The 14,098-nt window shown below is 69.5% G+C and carries 11 protein-coding genes; 3 read left to right on the plus strand and 8 right to left on the minus strand.

What is annotated here, in order from left to right:
* Positions 1-18: 18 nt before the first annotated feature.
* From OGH68_RS08620 to OGH68_RS08630, 3 genes are all read right to left on the minus strand, one after another.
* The gene (locus OGH68_RS08620) at positions 19-1,008 is read right to left on the minus strand and encodes a DUF3068 domain-containing protein (protein WP_264242745.1); all 990 of its coding nucleotides are present in this window, start codon (positions 1,006-1,008) and stop codon (positions 19-21) included.
* A gap of 10 nt (positions 1,009-1,018) precedes the next feature.
* Positions 1,019-1,156: an SPW_0924 family protein gene (locus tag OGH68_RS08625; protein ID WP_264242746.1), complete on the minus strand. Its 138-nt coding sequence runs from the start codon at positions 1,154-1,156 to the stop codon at positions 1,019-1,021.
* Positions 1,157-1,307: 151 nt separating this feature from the next.
* Positions 1,308-3,074, minus strand: coding sequence for a lytic transglycosylase domain-containing protein (locus OGH68_RS08630; protein ID WP_264242747.1), 1,767 nt, complete (start codon positions 3,072-3,074; stop codon positions 1,308-1,310).
* 208 nt (positions 3,075-3,282) lie between these two features.
* On the opposite strand from OGH68_RS08630, the gene OGH68_RS08635 reads away from it, so the two are divergent.
* Complete coding sequence (locus OGH68_RS08635; protein ID WP_264242748.1) at positions 3,283-4,140, plus strand: DUF4184 family protein; 858 nt, start codon at positions 3,283-3,285, stop codon at positions 4,138-4,140.
* A gap of 118 nt (positions 4,141-4,258) precedes the next feature.
* Here OGH68_RS08635 and polA read toward each other — a convergent pair whose 3' ends face one another.
* Positions 4,259-6,967 (minus strand): DNA polymerase I, encoded by a 2,709-nt coding sequence (polA, locus tag OGH68_RS08640; protein ID WP_264242749.1) that lies wholly within the window; start codon positions 6,965-6,967, stop codon positions 4,259-4,261.
* A gap of 135 nt (positions 6,968-7,102) precedes the next feature.
* Between polA and OGH68_RS08645 the strand changes: the two genes are divergently transcribed.
* Both OGH68_RS08645 and OGH68_RS08650 read left to right on the plus strand, forming a co-directional pair.
* A complete protein-coding gene (locus tag OGH68_RS08645) occupies positions 7,103-9,382 on the plus strand; it encodes an FdhF/YdeP family oxidoreductase (RefSeq protein WP_264242750.1) in 2,280 nt (759 codons plus the stop codon).
* A gap of 71 nt (positions 9,383-9,453) precedes the next feature.
* Positions 9,454-9,915, plus strand: a complete 462-nt coding sequence (locus OGH68_RS08650) for a PaaI family thioesterase (protein WP_264242751.1) — start codon at positions 9,454-9,456, stop codon at positions 9,913-9,915.
* 69 nt (positions 9,916-9,984) lie between these two features.
* Here the strand turns inward: OGH68_RS08650 and OGH68_RS08655 are convergent, their stop codons facing one another.
* From OGH68_RS08655 to OGH68_RS08670, 4 genes are read right to left on the minus strand one after another with little or no spacing between them, the layout of a single operon-like run.
* Positions 9,985-10,692 carry an ABC transporter ATP-binding protein gene (locus OGH68_RS08655; RefSeq protein WP_413471092.1) on the minus strand — a complete coding sequence of 236 codons (708 nt, stop codon included), beginning with the start codon at positions 10,690-10,692 and terminating at the stop codon, positions 9,985-9,987.
* A gap of 56 nt (positions 10,693-10,748) precedes the next feature.
* Positions 10,749-11,795: an ABC transporter ATP-binding protein gene (locus OGH68_RS08660; protein ID WP_264242753.1), complete on the minus strand. Its 1,047-nt coding sequence runs from the start codon at positions 11,793-11,795 to the stop codon at positions 10,749-10,751.
* Positions 11,792-13,150 (minus strand): branched-chain amino acid ABC transporter permease, encoded by a 1,359-nt coding sequence (locus OGH68_RS08665; protein WP_264242754.1) that lies wholly within the window; start codon positions 13,148-13,150, stop codon positions 11,792-11,794. The genes OGH68_RS08660 and OGH68_RS08665 overlap by 4 nt, the downstream gene beginning before the upstream one ends.
* On the minus strand, positions 13,147-14,070 hold the full coding sequence (locus OGH68_RS08670; protein WP_264242755.1) for a branched-chain amino acid ABC transporter permease: 924 nt from the start codon (positions 14,068-14,070) through the stop codon (positions 13,147-13,149). The genes OGH68_RS08665 and OGH68_RS08670 overlap by 4 nt, the downstream gene beginning before the upstream one ends.
* Between the last annotated feature and the right edge of the window lie 28 nt (positions 14,071-14,098).

Below are 14,098 nucleotides of genomic sequence, written 5' to 3' on the forward strand. Positions count from 1 at the left end.
CGGCTCACGGCTCGGCGTTCAGGCACCGGCCGGCTCGGGGACGGGTTCTCGTGCCGGAGTGTCCCGGCGGCGGGCGCGGGCCTCGAGCCACAGGGCGAGCCCGAGGAGAACGCCGCCGAGGGCCAGGAATCCCCATGGCAGGTACGACGTCAGCAGCAGCACCAGACGACGTTGGGAGGTGACCAGCTCGACCGTGGAGTCGACGTAGTCGGGCCGCATCTTCACGTGCCCGGCGAACGCGGTGACCTTGTCGCGGCCGCCGAGCAGGGAGCCGCCGCGCAGCTCCTCCTTGTGGATCTCCTCGCCGTTGACGGGGGCTCCGGTGACGGGTTCGACCCAGAACATCCGCGTGGTCGTGTACCAGCGGGTGGTGCCGGTCTGCTTCTCCAGTGTGGCCGCGTCGATGCCGGGGACGGGCATCTTCTTCGGGTAGGGCACCTTGGTCCAGGGGATGGTCTGCTCGAAGTAGTAGACCTCCAGACCGCGGAACTGCCGGGTGCCCTTGTAGTGGATGGGGGCGGATGTGCGGGCCTGCGCGTCGAAGTACACGTAGTCCCGCTTCTCGGTGAGGAACGGCCACTTGAACTCGATGCCCCCGCGCCGGACCGGGTCGCCGTCGACGGACTCGCCGGTCGCGTGCACGGGCTCCTGGGTATGCGCGTCGAAGATGTAGCGCTCGGGGATCTGGGAGACCATTTTGCCGTCGGGCCCTTGGACGTAGGAGAGGGAGTCCCAGACGACGACGTCGCGTCCGGCGGTCTCCTCGATCCTTTCCGACTCCACGACATTGCCCTTGAGGGTCTGCACGATGGTGACCTTCTCGACCTCCTTGGACTCGAGGGTGCCGTAGTCGAGGAGGGTGGCGGGTTTCGCCTCGAGCACCATCTCCTGGTACTGGTCTGCCGGGACCTTGGCGAGCCGTGGGAAGGCGTACCAGCGGAGCAGGGGTGCGAGGGCGGCGAAGAAGACGGCGAGGGCGACGAGCACGAGGCCTGCTCTGCGGCGCACGGTTTCCCCCTCACCTCTTCGGGCCGGGCACGGTGGTCAGCAGCGGCTCGGGCGAGGTCTCGCCGGCGGGCGCGCCGATCGCCGTGACGGTGAGCACGAGGGCGAGGGCGGCGGCCAGTCCGACAGCGGCGGCGACGAGAGCGCGCATGCTCGGCCTCCCGGAGACACAGAACTGATAGGGCGTCAGGTCTGGGGCACCGTAGCAACCGGGCCGGGAGAAGAGAAGGAGAAGAGACCACGCGGCCCCGCCCCGCCTCCGGCGTCCGGGGGCGGGGCGGGGCGGTACGGGACCGGCTCGATCAGGCGGTCGGTGAAGGAGAGGGGGAAGGTGACGAGGACGGCGACGGAGCGGGGGACGGGTCGGGTGCCGGGGTTTCGCTCGCCGGCTCCGTGACCTTCAGTTCGATGTCCAGGCTTCCGCCGCCCGGGGCGGTGAGCCGGAGCACGAACGTGCCCGCCGTGTCGTCCGCGAAGACCTTGGGAAGCTCGAGGACACCGTCGGCGCCGGTCCTCAGTCCGGTCAGAGTACGGACGACCGTCCCGTCGTCGGCCTTGAAGTACGGCCCCCTGCCGTTCTCGGCCGGGTCGTCCTTGGAGACGATCATCGTGGCGGTGACGGAGACACCGGAGGCGGCCACGCCGTCACAGGCGGCCTTGACGCGGATGACGTCGGCGAAGTCGCCGCCGGTGGTGGCCTCGAGGGTCTTGGTGTCGGTCCGGACGATGCTGTCCGCTTCCCGCTCGGTGACGGTGGCCGTGAACTCGACGCCGGGCAGGGACCGCTCGACGACCGTGGCCCGCACCGTGAAGTCACCGGTCCGCTCGCCGGCGATCAGCGCCGGGGCGCTGACCGTGCCGTCGGCACCGGTGGCCGCCACGACACTCGTCCGACCACCGGTGAACCGGGCGTCTGTCTCCCCGACGACCATGAACCGGACGGCGACCTTGGCGACGGGCTGCCCCTCGGCGTTCTCCGCGCGGACCGTGGCACGCTCGGCGAACTCGCGGCCGACCACGGCCGTCAGCGGACCCGTGCCGGCGTTCTCGATCCGCGTCACGGGCGCGGGCGCCGGGGGCGGTGTCGTCGTCGGAGGCGGGGTCGGAGTGGGGGTGGGGGTCGGGGTGGTGGGAGGCGACGCCGGCTCGGACGGACCCGGCGCCGTGTCCGGGCTCGGGGTCGGCTTCGGCGTCGTGGGCTTGGACGGACGCGGCGTCGGCGTGGGCGTCGGGAGCGGGCCCGCGCTGTCGGGGCCGTCGCCCACCGGCAGCTTGCCCGTGCCGTCGGGGACCTCGTGCGTGCCGCGCTTGTAGTACTCGAACCACGACAGCACCGTCCGCAGGTACTCCCGCGAGTGGTTGTATCCGAGGATCGCCCTGTCGAGGTCGTCCTTGTTGCCGAGGTCCCGGCCGCCGGCGCAGAGATAGCGTCCCGCGGCGAGCGCCGCGTCGTAGATGTTGTTGGGGTCCTTGCGGCCGTCGGCGTTGGCGTCCTGGCCCCAGGTCTGCCAGGTCTGCGGAATGAACTGCATCGGCCCGACGGCACGGTCGTAGACCGGGTCGTCGTCGTAGGCGCCGTCGTCGGTGTCCGAGATGTTGGCGAAGCCGACGCCGTTGAGGACGGGGCCGAGGATCGGGGAGAGGGTCGTGCCGTTGGCGTCCACCCGCCCGCCGCGGGCCTGGCCCGACTCGACCTTGCCGATCGCGGCCAGCAGCTGCCAGGGGAGCCGGCAGGCCGGGTCGGACGCGGCGATGGTCTGCTCGGCCTGCTTGTACGCGGCGAGAACGGACGCGGGTATACCGGCCTCGCCCGGGCCGAGTTCCGGCAGATCGCCCGAAGCGCCGGGCTTGTCGGGTGTGTTGAGCGGTGGGAGGTCCGTGTAGTACGGGGAGTTGCCGGTGACCGGGGTGCCGGGCGGCGGGGTGACGTCCGACGCCTCCTGCCCCGTGCCCGAAGCGGCGGACGTGACGCCGGGCGCCTGTGACGCGGAGAGCGCGGCCACCGCCGCGGCGGCCACGGCCGTCGTCGTCGCTCCCCTGCGCAGTCGGCGGCCGAATTGCGCTGCCATACGTCGTTCCCTCCCCGTCAGCGGCTGCTCGCGCTCCCCAGCGCGGACTCACGTGACCCTAATGCACGGTGAGGCTCGCGAACACCAGGAGCTGACCGGTTTTCACCACTTCGCCACCTGCGCGTCCCGGTTTCCGGACCCGTATTCCCGCACACACATCACGCATACTGATCGGCACTGATCAACAACGGTCACAGGGGGCATCGTCATGCCGTTCACGCTCAGCCACGCCGCCGCGGTGCTGCCGGGCATCCGCAGGGACGGAACCGCCCGCGGACCACTGTTCGCCTCGGCCCTCGTCCTGGGTTCGTTCGCACCGGACATGACGTACTTCGCGGCCAGCGTCCTTCCCGGTGCGATGGAGTTCGGATCCGTGACACACGGGCTTCACGGCGTGCTGACGGTCGACGTCGCCATCACCACCGTGCTCGTGACGCTCTGGCTGCTGATGCGCGACCCGCTCGTGGCTCTGCTGCCGGCGGCGTGGCAGGGGCGCGTGTACGCGCTGCTCCGGGGCCGGCCCTCGGCCGCCCGGCCGCCGCTGGTGACCGCGCTGTGGTTCTACGTCTCGGCGGTGATCGGGGCCGGAACACATGTGGTGTGGGACGCGTTCACCCACTTCGACCGGTGGGGTGTGCGGATCGTGCCGGTGCTCGCGGAGCCCGTCGCCGGCTTCCCGCTCTACACGTACACGCAGTACGGCAGTTCGGCGGTGGCACTGGTCGCGCTGGTGTGGTTCATGGCCACGGCGCTGCGCCGTGCGCCGGCCTCTCCCGCACCGCCCGTCCCGCCGCTCGGCCGCCGGGCCCGTCTGCTGGCCGCCTGGCTGCTCGCCGCCTGCATGGCGGCGGGCATCGTGCACCGCTGTGTGCGCTGGTACCAGTACTGGGGCCGGATCGAGACGCCGCTGGACATCATCCCGACGGCGTGCTTCGGCGCCGGTGCCGGGCTGGCGGTGGGCCTGGTGCTGTACGCGACGGCGGTACGCCTGCGTGGCCGCAGCCGCCCGCCGGGCGGCGCGGACCTGCCGAAGACCGCCGACCCGGACCACGCGGGCGTCAGGTAGGCAGGCGCCCACTCGCCCGCTCATACGCACGCCCCGGCGGTGACGCGACCGGGCCGTGGGACGTCGGCACCCTTGTGTGCCCGGGCCGGCCCCGCCGGCCCGGGCACACAGGTCCGGGTCAGTGCGCCGCAGACTCCCAGTCCGGCCCCGCGCCCACCGACACGTCCAGCGGCGCCCGCAGCGACACGGCCGACGCCATCTCCCGGCGCACCAGCGCCTCGACCTCCTCGCGCTCCCCCGGCCACACCTCGAGCACGATTTCGTCGTGAACCTGCAGCAGCAGCCGGGACGACAGCTTCGCCTCCGTCAGCGCCCGGTCCACGTTCAGCATCGCGACCTTCACGATGTCCGCCGCCGTGCCCTGGATCGGGGCGTTGAGCGCCATCCGCTCCGCGGCCTCCCGCCGCTGCCGGTTGTCGCTGTTGAGGTCGGGCAGATAACGCCGGCGGCCGAGCATGGTCGCCGTGTACCCCGTCGCCCGCGCCTCGTCCACGACCCGCCTCAGATAGTCCCGCACCCCGCCGAACCGCTCGAAGTACGTGTCCATCAGGACCCGCGCCTCGGCCGGTTCGATGTTCAGCTGCTGGGAGAGACCGAACGCGGAGAGCCCGTACGCCAGTCCGTACGACATGGCCTTGATCTTGCGCCGCATCTCCGCGTCGACGGCGGACCGCTCCACGGAGAAGACCTGGGAGGCGACGGTCGTGTGCAGGTCCTCACCGGAGGTGAACGCCTCGATCAGACCCTCGTCCTCCGACAGATGGGCCATCACCCGCAGTTCGATCTGGCTGTAGTCCGCGGTCATCAGGGACTCGAAGCCCTCGCCGACGACGAACCCCCGGCGGATGGCGCGGCCCTCGTCGGTGCGGACCGGCACGTTCTGCAGGTTCGGGTCGGTGGACGACAGACGGCCCGTCGCGGCGACGGTCTGACTGAAGGTGGTGTGGATCCGGCCGTCGGCGGCGATCGTCTTGATCAGGCCCTCGACCGTCGAACGCAGCCGGGCCTGCTCCCGGTGGCGCAGCATGATGACCGGCAGCTCGTGCTCGGTCTGCGCGGCCAGCCACGCGAGCGCGTCCGCGTCGGTGGTGTAGCCGGTCTTGGTCTTCTTGGTCTTCGGCAGGTTCAGCTCGCCGAAGAAGACCTCCTGCAGCTGCTTGGGCGACCCGAGGTTGAACTCGTGGCCCACTGCCGCGTGCGCCTCCTTCACCGCCTGCTGCACGGCGCCCGCGAACTGCTGCTCCATCGCCTCGAGGTGGGCGCGGTCGGCGGCGATGCCGTTGCGCTCCATCCGGGCCAACACCAGGGAGGTGGGCAGCTCCACGTCGTGCAGCAGCTCGGCCGCGCCGACCTCCTTCAGCTTCTCGCCGAACGCCTCGCCCAGGTCGAGCACCGCACGGGCCTGGGCCATCAGCGCATCGGCCTCGGCCTGCTCGTCGGCGCCGAACGCCAGCTGCCCGTCCGCGGCCGCCGGGGCCAGCTCACGGTGCAAATACTCCACCGACAGCGCGTCCAGCGCGAAGGAACGGCGCCCGGGCTTCACCAGATAGGCCGCGAGGGCCGTGTCCATGGTGACGCCGGCGATCTCCCAGCCGTGCTCGGGGAAGACCCGCAGCGCGTCCTTGGCGTTGTGCATGACCTTCGGCCGCGACGGGTCGGAGATCCAGGCCGCGAAGGCCCGCTCGTCGGACTCGTCGAGCTGTGTCGTGTCGAACCAGGCCGCCTGGCCGTCGGCGGCCGCCAGCGCGACCTCGCTGACGCTGCCCACGCCCAGCGCCCACGCCGAGACGGTGGCCACACCGAGCGGCTGCCTGCCGTGCTGCTCCAGCCAGTAGGCCACCTCGCCGGCACCCAGCACGCTGCCGTCCAGCTCCACACCGGCCTCGGGGGCCGCGGGCTCCTCCTTGGCCGCGCCGGGGTCGACCGAGAGCAGCCGCTCACGCAGGCTCGGGTTCCGGATCTCGAGGACCTCCAGGAAGCCCTTCAGCGCCGTCCTGTCGTACGGCGCGCGCTCCAGGTCGGCGACGGCCCTGGGCAGCTCCACGTCACGCACCAGCTCGGTCAGGTGACGGTTGAGCTTGACGGACTCAAGATGGTCGCGCAGCGCCTGCCCGACCTTGCCCTTGACCTCCTCCGCGCGCTCGACGAGCTCCGCGAACGAACCGAACTGGTTGATCCACTTCGTCGCCGTCTTCTCACCCACACCGGGAATGCCGGGCAGGTTGTCCGACGGGTCGCCGCGCAGCGCGGCGAAGTCCGGATACTGCTGAGGAGTGAGCCCGTACTTCTCCTCGACCTTCGCCGGGGTGAAGCGGGTGAGTTCGGAGACGCCCTTCGTCGGGTACAGCACGGTCGTGTGCTCGCTGACCAGCTGGAAGGAGTCCCGGTCGCCGGTGACGATCAGCACCTCGAACCCGGCGGCCTCCGCCTGGGTGGCGAGGGTGGCGATGACGTCGTCCGCCTCGAAGCCCTCGACGGCGAACCGGTGCGCGTTCATCGTGTCGAGCAGCTCGCCGATCAGCTCGACCTGCCCCTTGAACTCGTCCGGGGTCTTGGAGCGGTTCGCCTTGTACTCCGGGAAATCGGCCGAACGCCAGGTCTTGCGGGAGACGTCGAAGGCCACCGCGAAATGCGTGGGCGCCTCGTCACGCAGGGTGTTCGCCAGCATCGACGCGAAGCCGTAGACGGCATTGGTCGTCTGGCCGCTCGCGGTCGTGAAATTCTCCGCGGGCAGCGCGAAGAACGCCCGGTACGCCAGGGAGTGCCCGTCCATGAGGAGCAGGCGCGGTCGGTTGTCTGCCGTCTTCTTCGATGCTGTCTCAGCCACGCCCCCGATCCTGCCATGCACCACTGACATTCCTTACCGCCCCGACCTGGCGACGACGGCTGTCACAGGGGCGTGACAGGATCGGAAGCACAGCATGGAACGCACCAGCACAGGCACGGCTCAAAGGAGAGCGCGATGGCCAGCAAGCCGCCCGCAGGGGACCCGGTCCAGGACGCCCCGCAGGTCACAGCCCCGCAGCACGCGGCGGCCGGCCTGCCCGCCGTCGGCCACACGCTGCGGGTCGCACAGCAGCAGATGGGCGTGGGCCGCACCGCGCGCACCCTGCTGAAAGTGAACCAGAAGGACGGCTTCGACTGCCCGGGCTGCGCATGGCCGGAGGGCGAGGAGCGCCACGTCGCCGAGTTCTGCGAGAACGGCGCGAAGGCCGTCGCCGAGGAGGCGACGCTGCGCCGCGTCACCCCCGAGTTCTTCGCGGCGCACCCGCTGCCCGACCTCGCGAACCGCAGCGGCTACTGGCTGGGCCAGCAGGGCCGGATCACCCGGCCCATGTATCTCCCGGAGGGCTCCGACCGGTACGAGCCGGTGAGCTGGGAGCGCGCCTTCGCGATCATCGCCGAGGAACTGGGCGCGCTCGGCTCCCCCGACGAGGCCCTGTTCTACACCTCCGGCCGCACCAGCAACGAAGCGGCGTTCCTGCTCCAGCTCTTCGCCCGCGAATTCGGTACGAACAATCTGCCCGATTGCTCCAACATGTGCCACGAGTCCTCCGGCTCCGCGCTCACCGAGACCATCGGCATCGGCAAGGGCAGCGTCTCGCTGGAGGACCTGCACCAGGCGGACCTGATCATCGTCGCCGGACAGAACCCGGGCACCAACCACCCCCGCATGCTCAACGCCCTGGAGAAGGCCAAGGCCGCCGGCGCACGGATCATCTCGGTGAACCCGCTGCCCGAGGCGGGCATGGAGCGGTTCAAGAACCCGCAGACCGCCCGCGGCATGCTCAAGGGCGCCGCGCTGAACGACCTGTTCCTCCAGATCCGCATCGGCGGCGACCAGGCACTCTTCCGGCTCCTGGGCAAGCTGATCCTCGAGACCGAAGGCGCCGTCGACGAGGAGTTCGTCCGCGAACACACCCACGGCTTCGAGGACTTCGCCGCAGCCGCACGGGCCGCCGACTGGGACACCACCCTCGCGGCGACCGGCCTCGGCCAGGACGAGATCGAGCAGGCCCTGCGGATGGTGCTGGCCTCGCGCCGCACCATCGTCTGCTGGGCAATGGGCCTCACCCAGCACAAGCACTCCGTCGCCACCATCTGCGAGGTGGTCAACTTCCTCCTGCTCCGCGGCGACATCGGCCGCCCCGGCTCCGGGGTCTGCCCCGTACGCGGCCACTCCAACGTCCAGGGCGACCGCACCATGGGCATCTTCGAGCGGCCCTCCCCCGCCTTCCTCGACGCCCTGGAGAAGGAGTTCGGCTTCGCCCCGCCCCGCCACCACGGCCTGGACGTCGTCCGGTCCATCGAGGCACTGCGTGACGGGAAGGCGAAGGTGTTCTTCGCGATGGGCGGCAACTTCGTGTCGGCGAGCCCCGACACCGCCGTCACCGAGGCCGCGATGCGCCGCGCCCGGCTGACCGTGCACGTGTCCACCAAACTGAACCGCTCGCACACCGTCACCGGCCGGCGGGCGCTCATCCTGCCCACCCTCGGCCGCACCGACAAGGACATCCAGGCCGGCGGCCGGCAGGTGGTGACCGTCGAGGACTCCATGGGCATGGTCCACGCCTCCCGTGGCAACCTCCCGCCCGCGAGCCCCCATCTGCTGTCGGAGCCCGCCATCGTCGCGCGGATGGCCCGCGCCGTGCTCGGCCCCGCCTCCACCACACCCTGGGAGGACTTCGAGCAGGACTACGGCACGATCCGCGACCGCATCGCGCGCGTGGTGCCCGGCTTCGAGGACTTCAACGCGAAGATCGCCCGCCCCGGCGGGTTCACCCTGCCGCACGCCCCGCGCGACGAGCGCCGCTTCCCCACCGCCACCGGCAAGGCCAACTTCACCGCCGCACCCGTCGAGTACCCCGAGATCCCCGAGGGCCGGCTGCTGCTGCAGACACTCCGCTCGCACGACCAGTACAACACCACGATCTACGGCCTCGACGACCGCTACCGCGGCATCAAGGGCGGCCGCAGGGTCGTCCTCGTCAACCCCGAGGACGCCCGTGCGCTCGGCCTCGCCGACGGCTCCTACGCCGACCTCGTCGGCGAGTGGAAGGACGGCGTCGAGCGCCGCGCCCCCGGCTTCCGCGTCGTCCACTACCCCACGGCCCGCGGCTGCGCCGCCGCCTACTACCCGGAGACCAATGTGCTGGTGCCGCTGGACTCCACGGCGGACACCAGCAACACCCCCGCCAGCAAGTCCGTGATCGTACGTCTGGAACAATCACCGACCGTCTAAGCGTTCGCTCAGGCAGTAGGACGAGCAGACCAACACCAGGACCAGACGGTACGACGATCGGAGCCGGCCCCATGGGCGAGCAGACCACCGTGAAGTTCCCGCAAGGAGTCATCGACGAGTACGCCGAGCTCGGCGTGGACCTTCCCGCACTGTTCTCCGCGGGCCACCTCGGCGCCCGCATGGGCGTACAGATCGTCGAGGCCTCCGCGGACCGCGTCGTCGGCACCATGCCCGTCGAGGGCAACACCCAGCCGTACGGCCTGCTGCACGGCGGCGCATCCGCCGTCCTCGCCGAGACCCTCGGCTCCATCGGCTCCATGCTGCACGGCGGCCCCTCCAAGATCGCCGTCGGAGTGGACCTCAACTGCACCCACCACCGCGGCGTCCGCTCCGGCCTCGTCACCGGCGTCGCCACACCCGTCCACCGCGGCCGCTCCACGGCGACCTACGAGATCGTGATCACCGACGAGCACGACAAGCGGGTCTGCTCGGCACGCCTCACCTGCCTGCTGCGCGACGTCCCCCAGGACTGAACCACCCGGTACAACGACACAGGGCCGGGAAGCCCGAAGGCTTCCCGGCCCCGCCCGGCTCATGGACCGTCAGGCCGCACCCTCACCGAGGTACGCCTCCCGGATCCTGGAGTCCGCCAGCAGCTCCGCCGACGGACCCGACATGGCGACCGCCCCCGTCTCCAGGACATAGCCGCGGTTCGCCAGCGCCAGAGCCTGAGTGGCGTTCTGCTCGACGAGCAGCACCGTCGTGCCCTGCTTGTTGATCTCCTCGACGATGTCGAAGATTTGCTGCACGATCAACGGCGCCAGACCCATCGACGGCTCGTCCAGCAGCAGCAGCTCCGGCTTGCCCATCAGGGCACGGCCGATCGCCAGCATCTGCTGTTCACCGCCCGACAAGGTGCCGGCGAGCTGGGAGCGCCGTTCGGCCAGACGCGGGAAGAGAGTGAACACCCGGTCCATCTCGGCCGCGTCGGGCGACCTGAAGCGGTAGGCGCCCATCTCCAGGTTCTCTCGCACCGTCATCCGCGAGAAGACCCGGCGACCCTCCGGCACATGGTTGATGCCGAACCGCACCAGCTCGTGCGACTTGATGCCGTCGATGCGCTCGTCGTGCAGCCGCACCTCGCCGTGGCGAGGCTGGAGCATGCCGGAGATCGTGCGCAGCGTCGTCGTCTTCCCGGCGCCGTTGCCGCCGAGCAGGGCGACGATCTCACCCTTGCGGACCGTCAGGTCGATGCCCTTGATCGCCTCGACGGCGCCGTAGAACACCCGGACGCCGCGGAGTTCGAGCAGCGTGTCCTGCGAAGCACCGGCACCGCCGGCGCCCTTCTCGAGTTCGGTCGTCGTGCTCACTTGCCGCTCTCCTCGTCCGGCGCGGAACCATCCGGCGCCGTCTCGTCCGACGACTCACCGTCCGACGACGCCTCGTCCGACGACTCACCGTCCGACGACGCCTCGTTCGCACCGGAATCGCCGTCATTCGCTCCGGACTCGTCCACCGGGCCAGGCTGCTCGGCGATCACGACCTGACCCGCTCCCGCCGCCACCTCCTCCTCCGGAGCCGACGCACCCAGGTACGCCTCGATCACCGCCGGATGCTGCTGCACCTCGCTCGGCGTCCCTTCGGCGATCTTCCGGCCGAAGTTGAGGACCATGACCCGGTCCGCCACCGACATCACCAGACGCATGTCGTGCTCGATCAGCAGCACACTGACGCCCAGCTCCGAGTTGATCCGACGGATCAGCTGCTCGAGCTCCAGCTTCTCCGTCGGGTTCGTGCCGGCCGCCGGTTCGTCGAGCAGCAGCACCTGCGGATCCGTCGCAAGCGCCCTCGCGATCTCCAGGCTGCGCTGGTCACCGTAGGAAAGGCTGCCCGCGATCTCGTTGAGCTTGCTCTCCAAGCCGACGAACTTCAGCAGCCGGTGCGCCCGCTCGTCGCTCTCCCGCTCCGCTCTGCGGGCATTCGGCAGACCCAGCATGATCGACACCGGTCCGGCCTTCAGCCGGGTCTCCGCCGCGATCTTCACGTTCTCCAGCGCCGTCAGCGCCGAGAACAACCGGATGTTCTGGAACGTACGCGCCAGCCCCAGCCGGTTCACGATGTGCGGCTTGGCGCCCAGCAGCTCCTTGTTGTCGCCGTCCTTGGGAAGGAACGTGATCCGTCCCTCCTGCGGCTTGTACACACCCGTCAACGAGTTGAACAGCGAGGTCTTACCCGCACCGTTCGGGCCGATCACGGCGAGCACCTCACCACGGCGCATCCCCAGATCGACACTGTCCAAGGAGGTCAGACCACCAAACCGCAGCGTCACACCGGACGCCTCGAGAACATTGTCCACACCGGCCCCCGAACCACCGGCCGGAGCGACCGCCCCCTTTGTGACATCCGTCGTCATCGGACCGCACCTCCCGCCGGCTCCGTCATCGCATCGGCATCACCGACACCTTCCTGCGCCAACTTGAACTCGCGTTGCCGCCGACGGGAAGGCCACACACCCTGCGGCCGGTAGATCATCATGATCACCAGCAGCGCACCCAGGTACATATAGCGGTCGGCCGGCTCCACCCACTCGCGGAGTACCTCCGGCAGCCACACCAGGATCGCCGCACCCAGCAGCACACCGGGGATCGACCCCATGCCACCGAAGATGACATAGGCCAGCACCAGGATGGAGTTGAGGATGATGAAGTTCTCCGGGTTGAAGTACCCGACCTTGCTCGCGTAGAAGACACCGGCGATGCCCGAGGTCGACGCACCGATCGCGAACGCCATCAGCTTGAAGCGCACCGTGTCGACACCGTTCGCCGCCGCGGCCACCTCGTCCTCACGGATCGCCGTCCAGGCACGGCCCACCCGGGAGTGCTCCAGCCGCGCGAACAAGATGATCAGAACCACGATGATGGCAACCAGCAGATACCAGTACGGCATCCGTTCCAGCGACCACTCATACCCGAAAGCGGAGAACTTCGGCACCTGCCGCGCACCGGCCGGACCGTTCGTGATCCCGTCGGCGTTCTTCGCGACCAGATACACGATCTCGTGGAAGCCCAGCGTCACGATCGCCAGATAGTCACCGCGCAGCCGCAGAGTCGGCGCCCCAAGCAGCACACCCGCGATCAGACAGGTGACCACCGCCACCGGAATGATCAGGAAGTTGTTCAGCACCACCGGCGGCTCCACCGGAAGACTGCCCGTCCAGAACGCCGCGCTGTACGCGCCGACCGCGAAGAAGGCCACAAACCCCAGGTCCAGCAGGCCGGCCCAGCCGATCACCACGTTCAGACCGATCGCCAGGAGCGCGTAAGTGGCGATCTGGTCGATCAGCACCGTCTGCCAGAAGCCGGTCAGCTGACCGGGAACGAACACCACCGCCAGCAGCAGCGCGGTCATCACCGCCCACTTGACCTTCGGCTGGACACGCATCGCGTCCCGCGCCTGAAGCAGCGGAGCCCACTTCGTCGTCGACCTGGCACCCTCCACTGCCTTCGACACGTGTTGGGAACCGAACTCCCGTACCAGCCAGACCACCACAGCGAGACCCAGGCAGACCCACAGTTTCACCCCAGTGAAACTGGTCCTCACGGAGTAGAACAGATCACGCGTATTGCCCTGCTCGCCGATCACTATCGTGACCAGCACGGCCAGCGCCACCAGGGCACCCAGCCGCTTGAAACGAGGCTGCTGATACCACGCGGTCCTGCGCAGCTTCGCCGCCGCGGACGGCGACTTCACCGACGTGTTCGCACTCATGCCGTCCTCCCCACACGCTCACCGAGGATGCCGGTCGGCCGGAACATCAGAACGGCGATCAGCACGACGAACGCACCGACATGGCGCCATTCACCGCCGAAGATCGGCACCGTCAGAGTCTCCACGACGCCCAGCATCAGACCACCGAGCATGGCACCGCGGATGTTGCCGATACCGCCGACAACCGCCGCCGCGAACGCGGTGATGCCGGGAATGAAGCCCATGTCGAACTTGACCTGCGTGAACGTGCCGTACAGGAAACCCGCCGCGCCACCGAGCAGACCGCCGATGACGAACGTACGCGAGACGACCTTGTCGATGTCCACACCCATCAGACCGGCGACCTCGGCATCCTGCGACACCGCCCGGATACCCGAACCGAGCTTGGTGCGGTTCACCACCATGTCGAGACCGACCATCATGACCACGGCCGACGCCAGCAGCAGCAGCTGCGTCACATTCAGATCGGCGCCGAAGACCGAGAGAACCTTCTTGTTCTCGTACGCCGAGGGCATCGGCAGCGGATCACGGCCGAACAGCTTGCCCGCGAGGTTGTAGAGGAAGAACGAGGCACCGATCGCGGTGATCAGGAAGATGAGCCGTGGAGCACCTCTGCGGCGCAACGGCCGATAGGCGACCTTCTCCAGGCCGTACGCCGTAAGAGCACCGAACGCCGCGCCGGCCACCAGACCGAGCACCACGAATCCGGCCGAGGCGAGACCCGAGGGAGAATCCCCCGGCGCCACCACGGTGAGAGCGATGAGACCGCCGTAGGCACCCAGCATGAACACCTCGCTGTGCGCGAAGTTGATCAGCTGGAGCACACCGTAGACGAGGGTGTAACCAATGGCGATGACGGCATAGATGGAGCCGAGCACCACCCCTAGGACCAGATAGTCCCAGAATTCAACAAGGGACATCGAACGTACTTCCTTGTGGGAGCTGTGC

Source organism: Streptomyces peucetius, assembly GCF_025854275.1.
GTDB lineage: Bacteria > Actinomycetota > Actinomycetes > Streptomycetales > Streptomycetaceae > Streptomyces > Streptomyces peucetius_A.

Excerpts from the sequence above, each read along its gene's own strand:
- OGH68_RS08650 (WP_264242751.1), top strand. The coding sequence starts at position 9,454 with ATGGGCGAGCAGACCACCGTGAAGTTCCCGCAAGGAGTCATCGACGAG.
- OGH68_RS08635 (WP_264242748.1), top strand. The coding sequence starts at position 3,283 with ATGCCGTTCACGCTCAGCCACGCCGCCGCGGTGCTGCCGGGCATCCGC.
- OGH68_RS08665 (WP_264242754.1), bottom strand. The coding sequence starts at position 13,150 with ATGAGTGCGAACACGTCGGTGAAGTCGCCGTCCGCGGCGGCGAAGCTG.
- OGH68_RS08625 (WP_264242746.1), bottom strand. The coding sequence starts at position 1,156 with ATGCGCGCTCTCGTCGCCGCCGCTGTCGGACTGGCCGCCGCCCTCGCC.
- OGH68_RS08645 (WP_264242750.1), top strand. The coding sequence starts at position 7,103 with ATGGCCAGCAAGCCGCCCGCAGGGGACCCGGTCCAGGACGCCCCGCAG.
- OGH68_RS08670 (WP_264242755.1), bottom strand. The coding sequence starts at position 14,070 with ATGTCCCTTGTTGAATTCTGGGACTATCTGGTCCTAGGGGTGGTGCTC.
- OGH68_RS08630 (WP_264242747.1), bottom strand. The coding sequence starts at position 3,074 with ATGGCAGCGCAATTCGGCCGCCGACTGCGCAGGGGAGCGACGACGACG.
- OGH68_RS08660 (WP_264242753.1), bottom strand. The coding sequence starts at position 11,795 with ATGACGACGGATGTCACAAAGGGGGCGGTCGCTCCGGCCGGTGGTTCG.